General features: G+C 68.5%; 18 protein-coding genes. 12 read left to right on the forward strand and 6 right to left on the reverse strand.

Translation table 11 applies throughout. From position 1 onward, the window contains the following. Positions 1–1,251 precede the first annotated feature (1,251 nt). On the forward strand, positions 1,252–1,707 hold the full coding sequence (locus tag ACFVWY_RS33330; RefSeq protein WP_389878662.1) for a hypothetical protein: 456 nt from the start codon (positions 1,252–1,254) through the stop codon (positions 1,705–1,707). A 1,080-nt stretch (positions 1,708–2,787) separates the two neighbouring features. Here ACFVWY_RS33330 and ACFVWY_RS33335 read toward each other — a convergent pair. Then, a complete protein-coding gene (locus ACFVWY_RS33335) occupies positions 2,788–3,462 on the reverse strand; it encodes an isochorismatase family protein (protein WP_389878663.1) in 675 nt (224 codons plus the stop codon). Between the two features lie 62 nt (positions 3,463–3,524). Further along, entirely contained in the window at positions 3,525–4,382 is an 858-nt protein-coding gene (locus tag ACFVWY_RS33340; RefSeq protein ID WP_389878664.1) for an NAD(P)-dependent oxidoreductase, read from the reverse strand. Positions 4,383–4,918: 536 nt separating this feature from the next. Here ACFVWY_RS33340 and ACFVWY_RS33345 point away from each other — a divergent pair. From ACFVWY_RS33345 to ACFVWY_RS33355, 3 genes are all read left to right on the forward strand, one after another. Then, positions 4,919–6,511 carry an MFS transporter gene (locus ACFVWY_RS33345; RefSeq protein WP_389878665.1) on the forward strand — a complete coding sequence of 531 codons (1,593 nt, stop codon included), beginning with the start codon at positions 4,919–4,921 and terminating at the stop codon, positions 6,509–6,511. Between the two features lie 123 nt (positions 6,512–6,634). Continuing rightward, positions 6,635–6,850, forward strand: a complete 216-nt coding sequence (locus ACFVWY_RS33350) for a hypothetical protein (protein ID WP_389878666.1) — start codon at positions 6,635–6,637, stop codon at positions 6,848–6,850. A 171-nt stretch (positions 6,851–7,021) separates the two neighbouring features. Further along, positions 7,022–7,285, forward strand: a complete 264-nt coding sequence (locus ACFVWY_RS33355; protein ID WP_389878667.1) for a hypothetical protein — start codon at positions 7,022–7,024, stop codon at positions 7,283–7,285. Here ACFVWY_RS33355 and ACFVWY_RS33360 read toward each other — a convergent pair. Together ACFVWY_RS33360 and ACFVWY_RS33365 are read right to left on the reverse strand one after the other, a co-directional pair. Beyond that, positions 7,282–7,620 (reverse strand): hypothetical protein, encoded by a 339-nt coding sequence (locus ACFVWY_RS33360; RefSeq protein WP_389878668.1) that lies wholly within the window; start codon positions 7,618–7,620, stop codon positions 7,282–7,284. The genes ACFVWY_RS33355 and ACFVWY_RS33360 overlap by 4 nt on opposite strands. Before the next feature lie 273 nt (positions 7,621–7,893). Then, entirely contained in the window at positions 7,894–8,397 is a 504-nt protein-coding gene (locus ACFVWY_RS33365) for a hypothetical protein (RefSeq protein WP_389878669.1), read from the reverse strand. A gap of 189 nt (positions 8,398–8,586) precedes the next feature. Between ACFVWY_RS33365 and ACFVWY_RS33370 the strand changes: the two genes are divergently transcribed. From ACFVWY_RS33370 to ACFVWY_RS33395, 6 genes are all read left to right on the forward strand, one after another. Further along, positions 8,587–9,492, forward strand: a complete 906-nt coding sequence (locus ACFVWY_RS33370) for an ArsR/SmtB family transcription factor (protein WP_389878670.1) — start codon at positions 8,587–8,589, stop codon at positions 9,490–9,492. A gap of 770 nt (positions 9,493–10,262) precedes the next feature. Then, positions 10,263–11,498, forward strand: coding sequence for an ATP-binding protein (locus ACFVWY_RS33375; RefSeq protein ID WP_389878671.1), 1,236 nt, complete (start codon positions 10,263–10,265; stop codon positions 11,496–11,498). Beyond that, positions 11,495–12,619: a tetratricopeptide repeat protein gene (locus ACFVWY_RS33380; RefSeq protein WP_389878672.1), complete on the forward strand. Its 1,125-nt coding sequence runs from the start codon at positions 11,495–11,497 to the stop codon at positions 12,617–12,619. The genes ACFVWY_RS33375 and ACFVWY_RS33380 overlap by 4 nt, the downstream gene beginning before the upstream one ends. Before the next feature lie 253 nt (positions 12,620–12,872). Next, on the forward strand, positions 12,873–13,436 hold the full coding sequence (locus tag ACFVWY_RS33385) for a hypothetical protein (protein WP_389878673.1): 564 nt from the start codon (positions 12,873–12,875) through the stop codon (positions 13,434–13,436). 378 nt (positions 13,437–13,814) lie between these two features. Then, on the forward strand, positions 13,815–14,129 hold the full coding sequence (locus tag ACFVWY_RS33390; RefSeq protein ID WP_389878674.1) for a hypothetical protein: 315 nt from the start codon (positions 13,815–13,817) through the stop codon (positions 14,127–14,129). Positions 14,130–14,230: 101 nt separating this feature from the next. Next, positions 14,231–14,716, forward strand: coding sequence for a GNAT family N-acetyltransferase (locus ACFVWY_RS33395; RefSeq protein WP_389878675.1), 486 nt, complete (start codon positions 14,231–14,233; stop codon positions 14,714–14,716). A 678-nt stretch (positions 14,717–15,394) separates the two neighbouring features. On the opposite strand, the gene ACFVWY_RS33400 is transcribed toward ACFVWY_RS33395, so the two are convergent. Beyond that, positions 15,395–16,573 (reverse strand): alpha/beta fold hydrolase, encoded by a 1,179-nt coding sequence (locus ACFVWY_RS33400; protein ID WP_389878676.1) that lies wholly within the window; start codon positions 16,571–16,573, stop codon positions 15,395–15,397. A gap of 123 nt (positions 16,574–16,696) precedes the next feature. Between ACFVWY_RS33400 and ACFVWY_RS33405 the strand changes: the two genes are divergently transcribed. Continuing rightward, the gene (locus tag ACFVWY_RS33405; RefSeq protein WP_389878677.1) at positions 16,697–17,185 is read left to right on the forward strand and encodes a hypothetical protein; all 489 of its coding nucleotides are present in this window, start codon (positions 16,697–16,699) and stop codon (positions 17,183–17,185) included. A 180-nt stretch (positions 17,186–17,365) separates the two neighbouring features. Here ACFVWY_RS33405 and ACFVWY_RS33410 read toward each other — a convergent pair whose 3' ends face one another. Further along, positions 17,366–18,064 (reverse strand): TetR/AcrR family transcriptional regulator, encoded by a 699-nt coding sequence (locus tag ACFVWY_RS33410; RefSeq protein WP_389878678.1) that lies wholly within the window; start codon positions 18,062–18,064, stop codon positions 17,366–17,368. A 136-nt stretch (positions 18,065–18,200) separates the two neighbouring features. Between ACFVWY_RS33410 and ACFVWY_RS33415 the strand changes: the two genes are divergently transcribed. Then, the coding region (locus tag ACFVWY_RS33415) for an MFS transporter (RefSeq protein WP_389878679.1) at positions 18,201–19,794 on the forward strand (1,594 nt) is incomplete at its 3' end.

Genomic DNA, 19,794 nt, shown 5'->3' on the forward strand with positions numbered 1-19,794 from the left:
CATCAGGCACAAGATCAGCAGACACCCAGCAGATCCTGCCGACACAACACTCAACTGCCAAGCCAACACACCGATCTCATTCTGAAATGATCAGTGAGCCTTGATGAATTCGAGGATGCGGGCGGTACTGCAATAGCGCACTGAGCCCCCACCGAACCAAGATGATCTTCGGCTACGAAAATCTTGCCAGAGCCACGTTCACTTGTACGCCGACAGCAGGCGTCGCAACGGATGCTGTGGACTCGACGGCCTGGATGGCCCCAACCTTGTCTGTGGCAATTGCGGAGCGGAGGCCACGACACAGCAGTCGGACTGCTGGTCTCAGCAGCTGATTGCTCTGATCCCCAACGCGGTGACCGAGATGGCCTCCCCATCTGCTTGACGTTTCGGCAGCACCTCGCACGGGTTCGCCGGAACATGTGCCAGGCGGCACCGAAGCATCACGGGTTCGGGTTTCAGCGCCTATCTGCGATGCGAGGAAGGATGGTGCTCTGGCATGATGCTCCGCGTGAAGCGATTCAGAAAGGACGATGCCGCGTAGGCGGCCGTCACGGCTCCGGTCCGCAGCCCGTCACCCTCAGAGCCAGTCGCACGGAGCTTCAGGACCTGGGCTTGCACGCGGTTCCGGCAAGCTCGCGAGCGCGGTTGCCCGGCTAGAACATGACCGGCTCTGGCCCGGCGCGGTAGCACAAGCTCTACGGCGGTGGTCGCGGGTCGCCCGCCAGCCGGGTCTTGCGTTCTCAGGCGGTTGTGGCTGCCCACTGTGCAATCCCTTCTACACGACCGACGAGCGCGCGGTACTCGAACTCGCCCTCCACTCCTTGCCGCGCCGAGCCTCACGTGAACTGCGAGGGTTGGTCGAACCGCTGGACGATCTCTACATCACACGGACTTGGCCTGACCCGTTTGCCTCAGCAGATGACGGATGGTGGGCCCGACGGTGTTGGGGCTGATGTGCCATCGGGTGCCAGATTGTTCTGGCTGGCCGCCAGGGCCCCGGACCAGCTTCTGAGGCCCGCGAGCTTCACATTCGGTGTGCCGATGACCTTGGCGAGGGGATGAATGACGACGGCGGCCGGCGCGAGAGCGTAGGTGGCGGGCAGATACAGGACCGTGGCAGGGCGACGAGGGGGTTGGGAGGCACCGGCGCCTTGCCCCCGGCGGCGCGGCCACCGTTCGTATGCTGTGCACGGGCGATGACGGCACCCCCCCCCGGGACGGCGCCGCGCGCCGCGGAAAGGGGGCGTGGACATGCGGAGGAGGCGCGCGGCGGCCTCGTCTCTTACCTACTTCCTGCTGGGCGGTGCGTGTCTGCTGGTCGCCGTGGTGATGGCGGCGGGCTTGGCGACGAAGTGGGCCCACGTGGGGGTGGAACATCTGGAATACCTCATTCCGGTCCTGCTCCTCGGCGCGCCAGGTGTGGTGCTGACGTTCCGTGCGCCGGTGTTCGGCGTCTCCTACGGGTCGGCAGGGGTGAAGTACTCCGGGCTGCTCAACTCGCGCTCCTATGTGTGGGCGGACATCCGGGAGGTGCGGGTGGCCGTCCTGGAGGGCAGGGTCTACTCATCCGACGTCCCGGAGCTGGTGCTGGCCTCCGGCGGGACGGACCAGCTGCACATGCTGGCGGGCCATAGATCGGGCCGGACCAACAAGCGGGTCGTACGGCTGGTGGCCGAGTTGGAGGCGGCGCGCGCGGCCGCGTCCTGACCCCACCGGCGGCGCGCGGTACCGGCACGGTACACCCCATGCCGACGCAGCGATTCGGGTCGACCAAGCAGTGTCACAGATTGCTGTCCTGGCGCGGAGCCGCAGTCGGTCGAGTGCTGCGGCGTCCATCGCTTCCACAACGGCCCGGGACCACTGGGAGGACGTCACATCCGGCTCGGGGATGAGCTCGGTGTGCCGGGCCCACCGGAAGGCCGTCACGGCACTTTCAGGCGCCTGGCGGCCTGGCCCGCGTCGTACTCGGTTCGCCGCATGAAATCACCTTCCGCTCACCGGCAGGCACTGTTCCCCGGATCATGTTCGCAGTCACATGGCGAGGGCTGCGAGTGTGACGGTGCCGAGGTAGATGTAGGCGCGTTTCTCGTAGCGGGTGGCGACGGCACGGAATCCTTTTGCGCTCGCCGTCGAATCCTGTAGGCCGACCGCCTCGGGATGCCGGGTTCTTGCGATTCCTTGGCTGGTCGAGACGTTCGGGGATGGTGTGCCGGATTCCGCGGCGTCGCAGGTAGCGGCGGCTCTTCCGGGACGTGCCGGCATTGTCTGCCAGGACCTGGTCGGGCCGGGTACGAGGCTGGCCGGCTCCGGCCGGGGGTACGGAGATCTGCTCCAGCACCCGCTCGATCTGGGGCCCGCCACCGTAGTGTCCGGGTGTCAGGATGAAGGCGAGGGGCCGGCGCCGTCCGTCGGCAACGAGGTGGATTTTGGTGGTGAACCCTCCGCGGGAACGTCCCAGGCATTCGCCGATCTGACCACCTCCGCCAGCCGGACGACCAGTTTCCCAGTACCGGATCGGCCTGGTCCGTCCCCCGGACGATCCCCTTGTGGGGAACGACGGCCGGTGGTGCTTTCCGCGCGCCCGCGTGTGCTGGTGAGCCCGGACGGCTGTCGAGTCCACCGAAACGTTCCAGTCGATCCGGCCCCGGAGTCCTCCGCGGCCTGGATCCTCAAGAGCGGTATTGCCCACGTCCTGTCAGCTGACCAGCAACGATGCCGCTTACAGGCCGTCTCCCACGGCCCGAACCGCTCCGGCAGATCCCGCCGCTGCGTCGGGGGAGTGCGTCTTCAGCGGGTGAACAGATCGCCGCTGGATGAACCGATCTCGCGCTTTCGGTTGAAGTAGTCGTTGATGATGGTGCGGTAGCGGTCAGCGTCGGGCCGGGCCCAGTTGCGCATGAGCTCACATCCGAACGCGAGTGAGGTGATCGGCTTGGCGCCGGCCTGGATCATCCGCTGGATCGCCGTCTCGTGAGTGACTGCCGAGACACCGCCGACCGCATCGATCACGGGGTACACCTCGTAGCCCTCCAGCAGCATGTCGAGGGTGGGGAAGGCAAGGCAGACTTCGGTCCAGAGTCCGGCGATGACAACCTTCTTGCGCCCTGACGCTTCGATAGCCGCCCGGAAGTCGGGGTCCTCCCATGAGTTCACACCAGTGCGATCGATCTCCACAATCCCGGGCAGCTCTCGCGTAAGCACGGGAACCGTATTCTCGTTGACCCCCATTCCGACGGCGACGGTGCTCAAAACGGTGGGGATCTCGTACGCATGGGCGAGCTTCGCCAGCGTTACCGCTCCCAGATCGATTTCCGCACGGCTGGTCGAGCCCACGGTTGCGTACTGTCCCTCCTGGTAGTCGATCATCGTGACGAGACAGTTGTCAGGGGTGAGCAGGTGATCGGTTTGCGGGTCGCGAATGGGCTCGGGGGCGATCTTGGGGGCGTTGGCTGGAAGTGTCACGAGGTGTCCTTTCTTGCCCGACGACCAGGTGGCTGCCGGGCAACGGGAGAGCCGGCGGATTCCTAGCGGTTCTGGAACTGCGGGCGAGCAGTAGCCTTGCGGGTAAGGTCGACGAAGTCGGGTTCGAAGCCGTCCGCCGCCTTGACGGCTTCCCACAGCCGGGCGGCGCCGGCGTGCGAGATCGGCAGCTGGCTGGGCGGGTCGTCCACGGAGGACAGGAGCGTGTCGTCGTCTTCAGCCGACCGGCGCAGCGGGCGTGGGTTCGTCGTGTCCAGCGCTCGTGCGACAACGGGAGCCATCGGGCCGACCGACATCAGTTCCAGCGCCGTGCCGTAGTCCTTGCCGAGCAGATCGGCCAGGTCCAGCGCTTCACGGATCCCTGCCTCAGCGGCCATGATCGCCACGTTCGTGATGAGCTTATAGGCCACTCCGGAGCCGAACGCACCAACGTGCTTGGCGTGTCCGAGGGCTTCCAGTGCCGGGCGCACGGACGCGAACGCGTTCTGCGTCGCACCGACCAGAAACGTGATGCCGCGTTCGCGTGCGTACTTGACGCCGCCGACGATGGGGGTATCGACAATGGTCACACCCTCGGGGGCCGCCGCATCCACGGACTCAAGGATCGCCGGCGTGGTCGTAGAGCACACCAGCACGAAGGAACCAGGCCGTGCTCCGGCGAGAATGCCGTCGTCCCCGAAGTATGCGGACGTAATGTCGTCTGACATGACAAGGCCCAGCGTAATTCCAGCACCACGTGCCGCGTCAGCCGCTGTAGCGCATACTTCGGCCCCGGCCTCCCCGGCGCTGCGCAGCTTTGCGGCGTCGACGTCGTACACCCGCACGGCATGCCCAGCGCTCAGCAGATGCGGCACCATCTGCTCGCCCATGTCTCCGAACCCGATAACTGCGATTGTCTCCACAAGGCCACCTGTCTACTGGTTCTGAAACGCCGAGAAAGTGTCTCCTCGACCCAGAGAGCCGGGATCATTCGAAACTCTCAGCTCTTCACATGCGTCCGACCTCCTCATTTCAGTAGATCACGACTTCATTTGGCTGCCGTGAACTCTCTGTGGACCGGATCCTGTGTCGCCCCGCATGTGCAACAGAGGCAGCAGATCTGCGGAAAGGCTTCAGGAGAAGCCCATTCTTCCGTTCGCGCCACTTCGGGCATTGCGGCAAGGTTCTCCGGCCCCGTGCAAGGGGCGAACGGCTCGCCCGCGGTTCTGCTGACGGTCCTGCATTTCGGATCCGGAAAACTTTGCGCCTGCCAGCCATTTCACAGGCTGTTCATGATTCAAGTTTCGGTTCCGGGTCTCCTCCGCTGAGTGCCGATGGCCGCCAGCCAGGCGGCCTTTGACCCCGTCGGCAAGGCCAAAAGAACCAGGCGCGCCACCGGGGAGTCGGTAAAGCGGACAGGGGCATCCCATTCGGTTTGTGAGCGTGGTTACATGAGCTAGTGACCACGAAAGCGAACATCCGGGGCGTAACGGGCGGCCCTCTCGGCAACTCCACGTTCCGGATGCTCTGGGCCGCTCAGCTGGCTTCGGCCATCGGGGGCTGGATGCAGACGGTGGGCGCCCAATGGACACTCGTCCAGGAACCGGGCGCGGCCACGTGGGTCTCGCTCGTTCAGGCGGCGAGCCTGCTGCCGGTGATGTTCGTATCGCTTCCCGCCGGAGTGCTCGCCGACGTAACAGACCGCCGCAGACTCCTCATCGGCGTCCAGAGCGCGATGGTGCTCATCGCCGGACTCCTCACCGCAATCACCGCCGCCGGACACACAAGCCCTGCCCTGCTCATCGCCTTCACCCTCCTCCTCGGCAGCGGACTGGCTCTCGGCAATCCCGCCTGGCAGGCGATCCAGCCCGAGCTCGTGCCCAGAGACCAGATCCCCGCCGCCGCCTCGCTGGGCAGCCTGAGCGTGAACATCGCCGGTGCCGTCGGGCCAGCCCTGGGCGGACTGCTCCTCACCGTCACCCCGGCCTGGGTGCTGTTCGCCATCAACGCCCTGTCATTCACGGCCGTCCTGGGGGCCCTTCTGCGGTGGCGCGGCACCGAAGAGGAGCACACGGCACCCGAAACAGTTGTCGCCGCGCTGCACGCGGGAAGCCGCTATGTGCGCAACGCCCCCGGAGTACGCCGAATCCTGCTGCGAGCAGCCCTGTTCGTACTGCCCGCCAGCGCCCTGTGGGCCCTTCTGCCCGTCGTCGCCACCGACCACCTCCACCAGGGCTCAGGCGGGTACGGACTACTGCTCACCGCCCTGGGCGCCGGCGCAATGATCGGAGCACTGGCCATGGGCCGGCTGCGCCGCATCCTGACCTCTACCCAGATTCTGCTGGGCGCAGGGCTGCTCTACGGCAGTGGGATGCTGACCACCGCCCTGCTCACGAGCCTGCCCGCCGTCGCCGCGATGTCGCTGCTCACCGGAGTGGGATGGCTGGCCACGCTGTCAACCCTCAACACCGCCATGCAACTCTCCCTGCCCGCCTGGGTCCGAGCCCGCGGTCTCTCGGTCTACCTGATCGTGTTTCTCGGCGGCCAGGGCCTCGGATCACTGCTGTGGGGACTGGTCGCCCGCCCACTGGGAACCCAAGGCGCCCTCCTGCTCGCCGCGACCCTCGTCCTCGCGAGCACGGCGAGCCTGCCCCTGATCGCGCTCCTGCCCGACACCGGCACGCTCGACCGCACCGTGACCGCCAACTGGCCCGAACCAGCCCTCGTCTTCGACGACACAGGTCAGACGCGGCCCGTCATGGTGGAAGTCGCCTACGACGTCGATCCGGCCGACCTGCCCGCATTCCTCGAAGCGGCCACGCCACTATCCAGATCCCGGCGGCGCACCGGAGCGATCCGCTGGCAGTTGCACCAGGACACGGCCACCCCCCAGAAGCTGTACGAGATCTTCGAAGTCCCCTCCTGGGAGGAGCACCTGCGCCAGCACCACGACCGGACCACCGGCTTCGACCAGCAGATCTTGGACCGAGTACGCAACCTTTCACGCACCGAACCCCAAGTGCGGCATCTTCTCCGGCTACGTCCTCACTGAGCCGCCTGTCGTGCAACGACGTTGCCCAGTCGTCCGTCCGATGCGCCGAAGGGCGCTCAGCCCGGCCCCTGAGACGGTCCCGCTGGAACCGGGTTCGCTTTCGGCTTCACCCCGCACCACCCCTTGCTGCTCCTGCCCCGCCCGCCCGGCCCGGTGACCTTCACCGCCCGCGCGGAACCCGGCCCATTCCCCGGCAGGAGCACCTCCAGGACGAAGGCCGCCGACACCATCGGGACAGCACACCAGTGGACAGCCCACGACCCCGCCGCCCTGGCCAGGCGGGTCGCCCACGACCTCAAGCTGCTGTGGCCGCACCTCACCGGCCCGGAAGGGCCCTGACATGGCCTCATACGCGAAGGACCCGCGCTGCACCGCCATGGCCGAGCCCTCATACCCCCGCTGCGCCGCAACTGTCCGGAAGACGCGGGCGGATTCGGCGGCTCGTTCCAGGCGAATCTGGATGACGAGGAGGCCGTCGGCCTGGGCGGGGCGGAACTGATCCGCGCCACGATGCGCAAAGCCGCCCGGCAGCTCGGCTGGAAGGTCACCGCGATCGGGATGGCCAGCACCCGCCACGGCACCATGGCCGTCGTCCAGGACGCGCGCGAAGTGCCCGAGAAACACCAGGCCATTCACAACGACGCCATGAACGACCGGATGCGAACCGCGCTGCACAAAGTGTGGGGCGAGCAGGGCCCGGCCCCTGCCCAGCACGGCCCGGTCGCCCTGATGACCCAGGAGTTCCGCGCGGCCGTCGCCACGGGCAGCGCCTAACGCTGTACCGGAGCCTGAGCGGCTTGTGTGAAGCGCAGCACGACGGCTCTGGCTCCGGCGGCGACCCTATCGACCAGAGCGTCGCTCCGCGGGTCGGCCGCATGGCGCGTAGCCCAGATCACGGCGAACTTGATGATCTGGTCGATGCCGCTGGGACGCAGCAGGATCGCATCGCCGGCGTGGAGCGGCTCGGGCCGGCGGTGCTCCCACAGCCGGTAGAAGCGGCCCTCGTCCTCGTTGAATCCCAGGTGCCGGTCGCCGTAGGGGTTGATCAGGTGGGTGGCGAAGGGCAGATCGTTCGGGCCCGGCTGCCTGGGCTGCTCCGGCTGGCTCAACGTGTCCTCCGTCGGTGCTCGGTGATCACAACGGTGCCGAGTCCTCTCAGCGGCCGGCGGGGGCGGTCGGGCTTCCGTTCGTCCCGGGCCGGTAGAGCGCGACCAGGAGCACGGCGCCGGCAGCACGAGACCCCGGGCGGTGTTCCCGGGGTCTCTCTGTGTTGTGCCGAAACAGACGGTTAACGGCCAGGGCCGGTGTCACGCCTGCTGCGTTGCCCGTCAGGTGTACCGGCTCGTGGTCAGCTGACGCTGGCCGGTTCCCCGTCTCGGTTCTTACGACGCGGAGGCGTATTCCATCTTGCTGACGGAGCAGGTGTTTTCGAGTGTGTCCTTGGATCCGTATTCTCCCAGGCAGACCTTGTAGCGGATCCACCCGTTCTCGGGGAGGTTCAGGTTGTGGTCGACCTTTCCGTCGCCGTCCGAGCCGGAGTGGTTCCACTTTCTCAGCTTCAGTCCGTCGGACCGTGATCCTTCGACAACGACGGAGTGGCCATCGGCCTCGTTGTCCCAGATCAGCATGTGGTCCCCCACCTTGACGAAGGACGCTGACCCGTCACACGCGGTGTAGTTGTTGCTGGTGCACAGGTCGCCGACGTGCTCGGCTGCGGCCTGTGCGATGGCCGGGGGGAAACCGACCGCGACCGCGGCGGTGAGCGAGGAAACCGCTAGGGCCCATTTCCTGAGATTCCATTTCCCGTTGCCGCCGCCATTGGTGTCGGTGGCACGTTCGGTTTCAGCGGATGCCGCGGAAGCCTTAAGTGAGGGAAATTTGACCACGAGGTTCCTCCTGCGGGCCGGTTTCAACGCATTCTGACTCAATCGATGATGGCGGAGACAGGCACGCCAGGGATACATTTCGGCGGTGACCGAAGCGTATATGGAGAGGGAGAATCGATGATACGGATACATTTTTCAGCGGATGATATCGCCCGCACGCGGCTTGTTGCGGCTCCGAGCCAGTTGGCAGTGACCACGTTGAGCATGTTGTCCCTGGCGCACCCGAAGCCGACGCCGGTCGGCTCCTGGCATCGGACCGTTCGCAGCAATCTGCGGCACGCTCACTCCACCCGCCCTCTGGTAACCGCCATCTGTGCACTCGACGGCCCCGTCCCCGCCTTCCTCCTGAGTTCCCGTCAGGGGCGAAACCTGGAGGATGAACTGGAGCAGCTGCTGTCCACGCCACGAAGGACTCTGCAGGACAACATGGAGCACGTCGCTGACTGGGGAGCCCTGCCTGGACCGTTACGGCATATCGCCGAGGGACGGGGAGAAACTCTTCAGGCGCTGGCCGGGGCCATTCGCGGCTACTACCGCGTTGCCGTCGATCCCCACTGGCCCGCCCTCCACGCCTCCCTCAGCGCAGACCTGGCAAAGCAGACCCGGACGCTGCGCGAAGGCGGAGTCGAGCAGCTCCTGAGTGCTCTGCACCCCCGGATACGCTGGCGATCGCCTGTACTTGAAGTAGACAGCCCGATCGACATCGACCACCGCCTCAACGGGCGGGGTCTGCTACTTGCACCCGGGCCCAGCGCCTTCCCTTCGTATGTGCCGTGTGACCCTCTGGACGACCAACCGACACTCCACTATCAAGTCGGCGAAGACCGTACCTTCCAGGAACGCGCAGCAGTTCAGAATGACTCACATCTCGCGCTGGGCAAACTGCTCGGGCACGGCAGAGCAGCTGTACTGGAAGTATGCGCCGAAGGCGGTTCAACCAGCCGGCTGGCCGAAAGAAGCGGTCTTTCTCCCTCCACCGTCAGCGAGCACCTCACCGCTCTACGCCACGCCGGCCTCATCAGCACTGTCTCGGTGGGCAAAACCCGTCACCACACGCTCAACGAACTCGGCACCCAACTGCTGAGAGGGCATTAGCCTCGATCTTTCGTGACGGCCCGTCGGTTCGTTCGGCGGGCCGTTTCGGTCCTTCGGGGCGGTGGCAGGTACGGCCCGGCTGTCGCGTCGGGTGGGCACCGGGTTCCACGGCACTGACGGTGCGTAACGGCCGGATATGAAGCGTCGGTTATGCAAACCCGGCCCGGGCCGGTTGCTGCGCCGGGCAGCACCGGACGGCCAGAATGATCACGTGGCTGGGCGCGTGAAAGGCCGGAAGGGGCACCGCGCACAGCGGCAGGCGGGACGAGAGCCACGGCGTCGCCCACTCCGAGCACGACCTCGTGACGCTCCTCGAACGCGCGGCGTCGGCGACCCCGAAGGCGCCATCGATGACCCCCAGTGGGCGGAGTGGCGCGAGGGAGACCCCCGCAAGTACAGCGCTGCGCCGCCCTCGGAGCGCGCCCGCGCCCGCTGCAGCCCGGCGGCAGCCCGCGCGGGGCCTGCTGCGCCCGGCCCTACGCCGTCCGTCGTGCCCAGGATTTCGCGACCCCGGCCGATCCGCGTGGCGAGCGCGTCGTACCGCTGCCGACAGTGCACCAGTGCGCCGCGATGGACCTGGCGAGCGCCGACGAGTTCGTCGCACGGTGGCGGCACGATCCGGAAGCAGCGATCGCCCCCGGTGCGAGGGCAGCGACAGATCCCGGCAGTGCCCCGGCCCGCGCCCCGCCACCGTTCGACGACGCGACGGCACGAACGGGGGCAGCCGGACGCCGGGCGAGATGTCGTACGACGGCACTAGGCTGTCGATCATGCCGGACGACCCCCCTCTCATACGTAGCCTGCGTACCGCGGTCACCGCCGCGCCTGCCGACGTACCCCTGCGGCTCCACCTGGCCCAGCTCCTGCTGGAGGCGGACCGGTCCGACGAGGCCGTCGCCGAGGTGGCCGCGGCCCTTCAGCACGCGCCGGGCGACGCCCAGGCCCGGGACCTGATGGCCCGTGCGATGGGCGCGTCGTCCCCGTTCCCGGCGCAACCCTCGCGCCCTCAGCCCGGGTTCGACTGGAAGGCCGCCGAGGAACAGGTCGGTGACGCCGTACCGCCGCGGTTCGCCGGAACACCCGCCCGCGCGGACGGGCAGGACGACTCCGCGGGCGCCGACGCGTGGGACGTGGAAGGGCCCGGCACCGTACGGCTGGCCGACGTCGGCGGCATGCAGGACGTGAAAGACCGCATGGACGCCGCCTTTCTCGCCCCGCTGCGCAACCCTGAACTGCGCAAGCTCTACGGCAAGAGTCTCCGCGGCGGGCTGTTGCTGTACGGCCCGCCCGGCTGCGGCAAGACGTTCCTCGCGCGGGCGGTGGCCGGTGAACTCGGCGCCGCGTTCCTGTCCGTGTCCGTGAACGACGTGCTCGACATGTGGATCGGCAACTCCGAGCGCAATATGCACGAGGTCTTCGAGACCGCTCGCCGCCAGGCACCCTGCGTGGTCTTCCTGGACGAGCTGGATGCCCTTGGTGCCAAGCGCAGCCGCACCGCGCACGGCGGCATGCGCAATGTGGTCAACCAACTGCTCAGCGAGTTGGACGGCATCGACTCGACGGCCAACGAGGGCGTCTTCGTGCTGGCCGCCACCAACGTGCCCTGGGACGTGGACAACGCCCTGCGCCGCCCCGGCCGTCTGGACAGGACGATCCTCGTCCTCCCGCCTGACGGACCCGCCCGGGAAGCGATCCTCCGCTACCACCTGCGGGAGCGGCCCATCGAGAACATCGACCTGAGCAAGCTGGTCAAGATCACCGACGGCCTGTCCGGCGCGGACCTGGCCCATGTCTGCGAGGCGGCGGCCGAGCGGGCGCTGCTGGACTCGGTGAGCACCGGAACCGTACGGATGATCGGCATGAAGGACCTGCTGGCCGCCGCGAACGATGCCGTGCCGTCCGCCGAACCGTGGTTCGCCTCCGCGCGCAACGTGGCGATGTTCGCCAACGAGGGCGGCATGTACGACGACCTGGTGAGGCACTTGAAGAAGAAGCGCAAACTGTGACCACGTACCCGCACCCCGCCGTGGAACGGGCCGACCTGCTCATCGATCTCAAGCGGTACGAGGAGGCCAGGGAACTGCTGGCCCGGCGGCTCACGGAGGACCCCGAGGACATCCAGGCCTGGGTCAAACTCGCCCGGAGCCACCTCGGGGACGAGAAGGACGGCACGAAGGCGCTGGAGGCGACCGAGCGGGCGCTGGCCCTGGACGCCGAGGACATCGGGGCGCTTTTCATCCATGCGCACGCCCTGCGTGTGGCGGGCCGCTTTCCGGAGACCGAGGGCGTGCTCCGCGAGGTGATCCGCCTGGCCCCCGACTACTGGCAAGGCTACGCGCTGCTCGCCGACTGGCTGTGGCGCATCAAGATGGTCAGCTCCGGGCAGGCGAACGGCGGCCAGGCCAGGCTCGAGGACCTGGAGGCCCCCCTGCGGGAGGCCGGCCTGATCGCCCAGCAGGCCATCCGGCTGGGCCCCGAAGAGGTGTACGCCTACGAGGTGGCACAGATGATCGCGGGCTATAGCGCCAACCGGAACCTCGCCGACCGGATGGACGAGGCCATCCTCCGGCTCGACCCACAGCACGAGCAGGCATTGGCACGGCGGACGAAGAAGGCAGCGACCGCCCCCGGCGTCAAGGCGACGCAGGCCGCCACCCTGTACGCCGACGCGCTGGCCTCCGCCCCCGGCTCAGGCCCGATGCGGCGCGGCCTGGACGACGCCTCCTACCGCCTGCTGCGCGGCGTCCGCTGGCTGGCCCTGCTCTGCCTGGCCATGGCCGCTGCGGGCATCGACCTGTTCGCGACGGACCGGGGGCCCCAACGGGAACTGCCGCTGGTTCTTGGCCAGCGGTTGTGGGACCTCGTCCTCATGGCGGCCGTCTGGGCCCTGGGCGCCCTGCTGCGATACCGCCGCCTGCGTGCCGGTGTCCGCGTCAACCTGCGTTCGCTCATCAGGCGCTGGGCCTGGCCCCGTGTCGTTCTCGGACAAGCGGCGTGGGCCATGCTCTGTGCGCTGTCGATCATCTTGATCCCGTGGACACAACGCACGATCCCGCTGGTGCTCTTCTGGGGCGGCCTGGTGCCAGCGGTGGCGACGATATGGTTCGACCGGCCGAAGACACGCTGACAGGACGAGCTGTCGCTCACGCTGGAGCTGACCGAGACGGCCGCGATCAAGTGCGGCGCCAGCGAGCTCGCTGGCGCGGCCGCCGTACGCTCAGAGGACCCCGTCATCCAGGCGAGCACGGCCCGCCACCTCGCGGACGCGATGACCGCCCACGGCCAGGCGCAGCCCGCCGTCGCGTTCGTCACCGCGGCCGCCAACCGGCTCCAGAGCGACCTGGTGCAGCGCGGACCCGAAGCGGCTCTCGGTACTCGGGATGCTGTTCCTGAAAGCGGCGATGGCGATGGCCCAGGCCGCGGCCGCCGAGGCCGGCAACCACAGCCCCGACGTCCTCGCCCGCGCGGTCCCTGGTCTCCTCGACCAGGCCGACGAGCACGCCGAACACCTCGGCCACGACGCGAACGAGCTGTGGACCAGCTTCGGGCCGACGAACTGCGAGCTCTACCGGGTCGCCGCCCACATCCAGCTGAGCCAGGGAGCCGACGCCGCGGCCGCCTCCCTCGCCAATCTCCCGCGCGAGCGCCGGGCCCACCTGCTCACCGACCGAGCCCTCGGCGAGAAACAGGCCGGGCAGCGCGAGACCGCAGTCGACACACTCCTGGAGGCGGAGGAACTCGCCCCCGAAGAAGTGGTGTGCCGGCCCCGCACGAAGCGCCTCGTCGAAGCCGCCCACCCCGCCGTCGCCCGGCATGTCGACTTCCTGCGCGAGCCCGGCGTCACCGTGCTCCTAGGCGAGGGCGGGTTCGCGCTCCACAAGCCCAAGCACGGCAACCCCGACACCTACCCGTGGCAGGCCGCGATCGACGCACTCCCCGTCTGACCTCCCCTCACCAGGTGCAAGACGGCCTCCGGCCGCGGGTGCCGCCGGGCTGGACGTTCTCGTACTGCCAGGAACAGGACGGGCGGGGCGTAGCACCCGGGAGATGCCCCGTGGGCGGGTATCCGGGAAGCGGCGCCCTTCCCGGGCGGATCTCCTACCGTGCCTCTACGACCCCCTTACCGGACATCGAGTACGACCGCCCTGTTCTCCTGCCTGTCGGTGAGGAGTGGAGGGGCGCCGTGCGCCTGGTCAGGGAGTCCCTGGAGACTGCCCGGGCATTCGCTCCTGGCTCCGGGTGTCTGCTGGCGCCGGTGACCTGGGAGGCCGCGGCCGATCTGGTCGGTGGCTGCGCCACCGCGGACGCTTTTGGAGCCGTGTGTGACCGTACTGCCCGCGTACCGACTGGAGGCGCTGCGGGCCTGCCACGGCGCACTGGTCCGGGCAGCTGCTGCCGGTCCCGACGCCGAGTACCTGGCCGACCAGCTGGCGTACTACCTCGACCTGGCCCACAGCACAGACCTGCCCACCCTGACCAGGACGACGACGATGGTCCTCACAGTGCTCACCCTCGACCTGGCCGCGGCCAGCACCCTGATCACCCACCTGACCGTGGGCAGCGACGACGACGCGTCCATGCGCACGGCGTACGACGAGGTCGTGGCCGCCTGGCGCCAGGCCGGGCTCGCCTTCTGACGGCCCCACACCGAACCACCCAGGCCGGACACGGCCCCGGCCACCGCGTGCCTGGCACCCGAACCCGCCGACCGGCCCACCGCGAAGGAGCTGACCGCCGCATGGTGACCCTGCGCGCACTGACCCCCGACGACGCACCCGCCCTCACCCGCATCTACAGCGGCGCATCCATCCGGCACACCACCGGCAAGCCCCTCACCCTCGGCCAGGCCCGGGAGAAGATCCGGGCAGCCCTCGCCCGAGCCGCCGAAACCCCGCGCGGCCAGTGGTCCTGGGGCATCCTTGCCGCGGACGAGATGATCGCCCTGCGCCGACGATCCCCGTCCATGGGCACCATCAGCTACATCCTCCGCGAGGACACCTGGGGCAACGGCTACGCCACCCACGCCGCCCACCAGGTCGCCGCCTCTGCCTTCACCACCGCCGGACTGACCCGGCTGGAGGCCATGCATCACCCCGACAACCCGGCCTCCGGCCGCGTCCTGGCCAAGGCCGGGTTCACCCGCATCGGCACATCCGGCCGGTACGCCGAGGACGGGTCCACCGTTCCGTACGAGCTGTACGCCCTGGAGCACGACAGCATGTAGCCCACTTCAGCGCGAGCGCGGCGCGCGCCGACCGCGGTGACGGGGATGATGACGCGCGCGGCAACGTCCAGGAGCAGCCGGTTCAGCTCCGGGCCCGTTTCGTCGGCGACCGCGCGGGCGGTGTCGATGCCGTCGGCCTGCAACGCCCGGATGTAAGCGAAGGCGGCGGCGACATCCTCCAGCTCCATCGGGGCGAGCGGGGTGGTGACGGTGTTCTCAGGCATGACAGCTCCTCACGTACGGGCCGCCCGCTGATCGTGGCGGCCTCAACAGGAGCCTCCAGCGGCGGCCCTGTGGACAGAGACCGCGCATCGACGGTGAACGGCTTCGCCCGGCCAGCGCTCGCGCCGCCCTCCTTGTCCAGCTCCACTACCTGCGACATTCCGCCCATTCCGGCAGGGAGAGATCTCCTTCCCTGCCACGCTGTGCGACGCCCCTGGTGTGACTCGCAGAGATATCTGTCACCAGTTGTACTGACTGAGGACGTTGATCAATCGTGTGAAGGGACCGGTAGGCCAGGCAACCTGGAGCCGAACGCCAACCTCGCTGATAGGTCACCCATCCTCGACGACGAGTCGTGCGACCTTCAGGCGGTGGCGCGGAGTCAGTGCGACGTTGCGGTGCGACATGGCAAGGCCCCTCCTCAGCCGTTCGGCCAGGAGGGGCTCTGGGATGTGTTCAGGGTTCGAGCAGGAGCCCGAGGACGTGAGCGAACTCTGCCGGCTCGGCGCTTGCGCCGAGGTGATTGCCGGGCATGTCGATCAGAGGTAGCTCTAGAAGTTCAGCGAGTGCTTGGGTCGCCCGGCGCGCCATCTGGTGATGGCTCAGCGAGCCAGCGCACAGCGTCACCGAAACGCGGCGGATGGCCTCGATGTCGGGGACGTAGAAGACCGTGGGGCCGGCCATCCGCCCCAGGAAGTAGCGGTTCTTGTCGAGTTCCTCGACCGGTAGCTCGGGTAGCGCCATATGGGCGGGAGGCGTCTGATCCGGTCCTGTGCGGTGGGCAGCGCCGCTGAGGTCAAAGAACTCTTGCGCTGCCCGCTGAGGATCGGCCTCTGCAGCCCTGAACGCTGCGGCGGCTCGGCCAGTCAGGTCTGTGTCATCCAAGAGGGACACAAGGGGCGGCTCATGCAAGACGGCCCGGCCGACCACGTCAGGATGCTGCTTGCCCAGCTCCAGCAGCGTCACGGCACCACCACTGGTACCCACGAACAGGGCGGGCCCTCCGGTGAACCTGTCGACAAGTGCAGCAAGGTCCTCGGCAAGGACCTGGGGCGTGGGCGCGGCCATCCCCGGGACCGCACGGCTGGCACCGATACCACGCGGATCGTGGGTGACGACGGTGAACCGGCCTGCAAGCTCATGCGCCAGCGCCGCGAAACCGGCCCGCCCAGCCGGCGCCCCGACGAGGAACAGCAGCGGCCCCTCACCCTGGACACCGAAGGCAATCGCGCAGTCCGGTCGGTCGAGAAAGTCCACCGAACTCGTGATCCGATCACTGAAGTCCGCGATCTTCCGAGTGATCACATCGAGCGCACGGTCCAGCTCCTCGCGCCTATCGCGGACGCGACGGCGATGAGCCGTCAGCAACTCCACTCGGAGCCTGGCCGGATCAGCCACCTTGTCGTCAGCGCCTGTGAACTGCGCGATATCGGCCAGTGGCATCCCCGTCTCACGGAGATGAACCAGCATGCGGATCAGCTCGACGTCGGCCAGCGTGTATTGGCGACGCCCCGCACTGTCGCGCCGTGGAGACGGTACAACCCCCTGACGTTCGAAGTACCGCAACGTGTCGGGCTCCAGACCGATCCACGCCGAGACCTCCGCGATACCAAACAGCTCATCTGCCTCACTCATGCCTCAAGCCTCGCCCTTGAACCTCGGTACAGGTCAAGCGATCGTCAGCCGACCACGGCTTCGACAAACCCAATCAACCTCTCTGGCCAGCACAACGGGGCGTGCCGCTGGGAGACTTCGGGGATGACCACGCAGCGGCAGCCGTTCCCCGTCCCGGACGAACGCGCCCACCTCTTCGTCACCGGCTACGCCGACATGCGCGGCCTCGTGGAGGACCTGGTCGTTCCCGGCGGCGCTCCCGAGGCCGCGGCGACGGTCCTGCGTACGGCACGCGAGCTGCTGCGCCAGTCGTACTACTGCTTAGATTTCTCCACCGTGGCGGTCATGCCCCTCCTCGGCGACTTTGACCCCACCGTCCGCGTCGACGCCGCCTACGCCCTGGCGACCGACGCCGACCCCGACCACACCATCCGCGCCGCCCTGGCCAACGGGTACGCCGCGCAGCGTGACGCTATGGTTCGTGCCGCCCTGCTCCTGGCCACCGCCGAGATCACCCGAGCCCATCCGCACCCCCGACCGTCACATGGCTGCGCGAGCGATGGCAGGACCAGGCGGAGGTCCCGGAAGCCCGCCTGGCGAGACGGCCTCGCTCACTGCTACTCGGCACCATGACCGCAGCGAGCGGGCAAGCAGCGCCGTCCCAAGGGCCGCCTGCCCCGCGCGGCGGCCTCCAGGGGCGCTGACGCTGCGTGGCCGACTTCATCGAAGCTCGTTGTCCGGCCCCCTTTGAACAGCACGAGGAGGCCGCGGAACAGGGACGTGCGGACAGGTGCCGGGCGAGCCTGCTCTCCGTCAGCGCCGGTCCTGTGGCAGCAGGGCCGCCAGGCCGTCCAGTATGCGCTCGACGCAGAACTCGAAGCGGGCGTCGAAGTTCGGCTCGGTGAGGTCCCTGGCCAGCTCGACCAGGTTGGGGAAGCCGCCGACGGGCAGGGCGTGGAAGCGGTCCCGGACCTCGGCGATGACGTCCAGGCGGCTGGCACCGCTGGAGTGGGCGGCCGACATCGGCGACTGCTCCTGCAGCACGAAGCCCTGGACGAAGGAGCTGAGCAGGTAGGAGGCCAGGGCGGCGTGCTCATTGGAGAATCCGGCCGCGCGCAGCCGGTCCAGTTGGTCCTCGAGCAGTTGGAGCTGGTGCGGACCCGGGGCGAAGCGGCCAGCGATGATCTTGACGGCATCGCGGTTGTCGTTCAGCAGTCGACGGTAGCGCCAGCAGTAGCCGCTTAGTTGGGCCCGCCAGTCGCCCTCGCGGGGCGGCGGCTCGGCCGCGGCCATGATGGCGTCGTTGAGCAGGTCGAGCAACTCTTCCTTGTTGCGGACGTGCCAGTACAGCGAGGCCGCCTTGACGCCGACCTCGGCGGCGACCTTGCGCATCGATAGTCCGGCCAGGCCGTCCCGTTCCAGTACGCGTAGTGCCGCCTGGGCGAGGGCTTCCCTGGTCACGGCGGGTGTTTCGGCACTGTTCGCCGGTGCGGCGGTGTCGTTCTCCGGCATGGCTGTGTGGACGCCTCCTAGCGGTGTCGTGGGGGATTCCTGGAACCCCATTTGCAATCTAACACCGTTAGATGCACTCTGTGGCTGCCGAACGTGCCCCTAACGTCGTTAGGGGCCTTGGAGTCAGGGGGGATCCATGAACGAGTTGAATCCACGCCGTAAGCGGCTCGTGTTGTTCACGCTCTGTATCACCATGTTCATGTCCATGCTGGACAACGTCATCGTCAACAACGCCCTGCCCCGCATCGGGCAGGACCTGGACGCCGGGATCAGCGGCCTGCAGTGGATTGCCGAGAGCTACAGCCTGGTCTACGCCGCTCTGGTGCTGACTGGTGGCGCGCTCGGCGACCACTACGGTCGAACCCGAGTGTTCCGGCTCGGCCTCGGCCTGTTCACGGTCGGCTCCGCAGCGGCCGCCCTGGCCGGATCGATCAGCGTTCTGGTCGGCGCCCGGATGCTCCAGGGCGTCGGGGCCGCGCTGCTCACCCCCGGTAGCCTCACGCTGCTGCGGCACGTCTTCACCGACGAGCGCGAGCGCGCCAAGGCGATCGGCATCTGGTCCGGAGCCTCCGCGCTCGGCCTGTCGGTCGGCCCGGTGCTCGGCGGCCCGATGGTCGAACACCTCGGCTGGGCCAGCGTGTTCTGGATCAACGTGCCGATCGGCGTGGCCGGACTCCTGCTGGCCGCCCGCGTCCTGCCGGACATCCCCGCGCGACCGTGCCGGATCGACCTGGCGGGCCTCGCGCTGTCCGCCGCCGGCCTGGCCCTGCTGGTCTACGCGTTGCTTGAGGGCCCCTCCCAGGGCTGGACCGACACCCGGGTGCTGGGCTGTGGAGCCGGGGCCGCCGTGCTGCTGGCCGCCTTCCTTCTGCTCGAACTGCGTCTAGCCGAGCCGATGCTGGAGCTGAGGCTGTTCCGCGACGGCCCGCTCGTTGGCGCGATGCTCAGTGGGTTCATGGTCAGCTTCGGGATGTTCGGCGCATCGTTCTTTCTGCCGCTGATGATGCAGGGTGTGCTCGGCTGGTCCCCGGCCGCCGCGGGCTACGCGGGGCTGCCGATGACCGCGATGCTGGTGGTCGCCGCGCCACTGGCAGGCAGGCTGACCGCCGCGTACGGTCCGCGGCTGCCGCTGGTGCTCGGCCTGGCACTGTGCGCGGTGGGCCTCGGGGGCCTGTCACTGTACGGCGATCACGCCCACTACGTGACCTACGTATGGACGCTGTTCGCGATGGGCCTGGGGATGGGCATGACCTTCACCCCAGTGTCGATCGGGGTGATGCAGCGGGTCTCCCCGGCGCAGATGGGAATGGCCTCGGCGACCATCAACACCCTGCGTGAACTTGGCGGCGTACTAGGAATCGCCGTGCTTGGTGCCGTCCTGGCCAACCGGATGAGCGACTCGCTGGCCTCCGCCCTGCGTCGCCTCGGCGTGGCGCCGGATGCCGTCGGCTCGACCGCGGATGCCCCGGCGGCGGGCGCGTTCTACGGATCCGCCGGTGCAGCGCCCGCGCTGCCCCGGCCGGTCCAGACGGCGGTGGATGGCGCCTTCATCGACGGCATACACGTCGCCGTGCTCAGCGGAGCGGGCGCGCTCGCCGTCACCGCCGTCCTGGTCGCCGTGGGGGGGGGGCCGGGGCCGGCCGCCCCGCCCCCCCGGCGGGCCGGGCCGCCCCCCCCCGCCAAAACCGCCGGGGGCCCGCGCGCCACCCGCAAAACCCCGCCCGGGGCTG

It is taken from the genome of Streptomyces sp. NPDC058195, from assembly GCF_042883525.1.
Taxonomy (GTDB): Bacteria; Actinomycetota; Actinomycetes; order Streptomycetales; family Streptomycetaceae; genus Streptomyces.

Coding starts and splice junctions, on each gene's coding strand:
- ACFVWY_RS33330 (WP_389878662.1), top strand. CDS start 1,252: ATGCGGAGGAGGCGCGCGGCGGCCTCGTCTCTTACCTACTTCCTGCTG.
- ACFVWY_RS33355 (WP_389878667.1), top strand. CDS start 7,022: ATGCGCAAAGCCGCCCGGCAGCTCGGCTGGAAGGTCACCGCGATCGGG.
- ACFVWY_RS33375 (WP_389878671.1), top strand. CDS start 10,263: ATGCCGGACGACCCCCCTCTCATACGTAGCCTGCGTACCGCGGTCACC.
- ACFVWY_RS33385 (WP_389878673.1), top strand. CDS start 12,873: ATGCTGTTCCTGAAAGCGGCGATGGCGATGGCCCAGGCCGCGGCCGCC.
- ACFVWY_RS33395 (WP_389878675.1), top strand. CDS start 14,231: ATGGTGACCCTGCGCGCACTGACCCCCGACGACGCACCCGCCCTCACC.
- ACFVWY_RS33400 (WP_389878676.1), bottom strand. CDS start 16,573: ATGAGTGAGGCAGATGAGCTGTTTGGTATCGCGGAGGTCTCGGCGTGG.
- ACFVWY_RS33405 (WP_389878677.1), top strand. CDS start 16,697: ATGACCACGCAGCGGCAGCCGTTCCCCGTCCCGGACGAACGCGCCCAC.
- ACFVWY_RS33410 (WP_389878678.1), bottom strand. CDS start 18,064: ATGCCGGAGAACGACACCGCCGCACCGGCGAACAGTGCCGAAACACCC.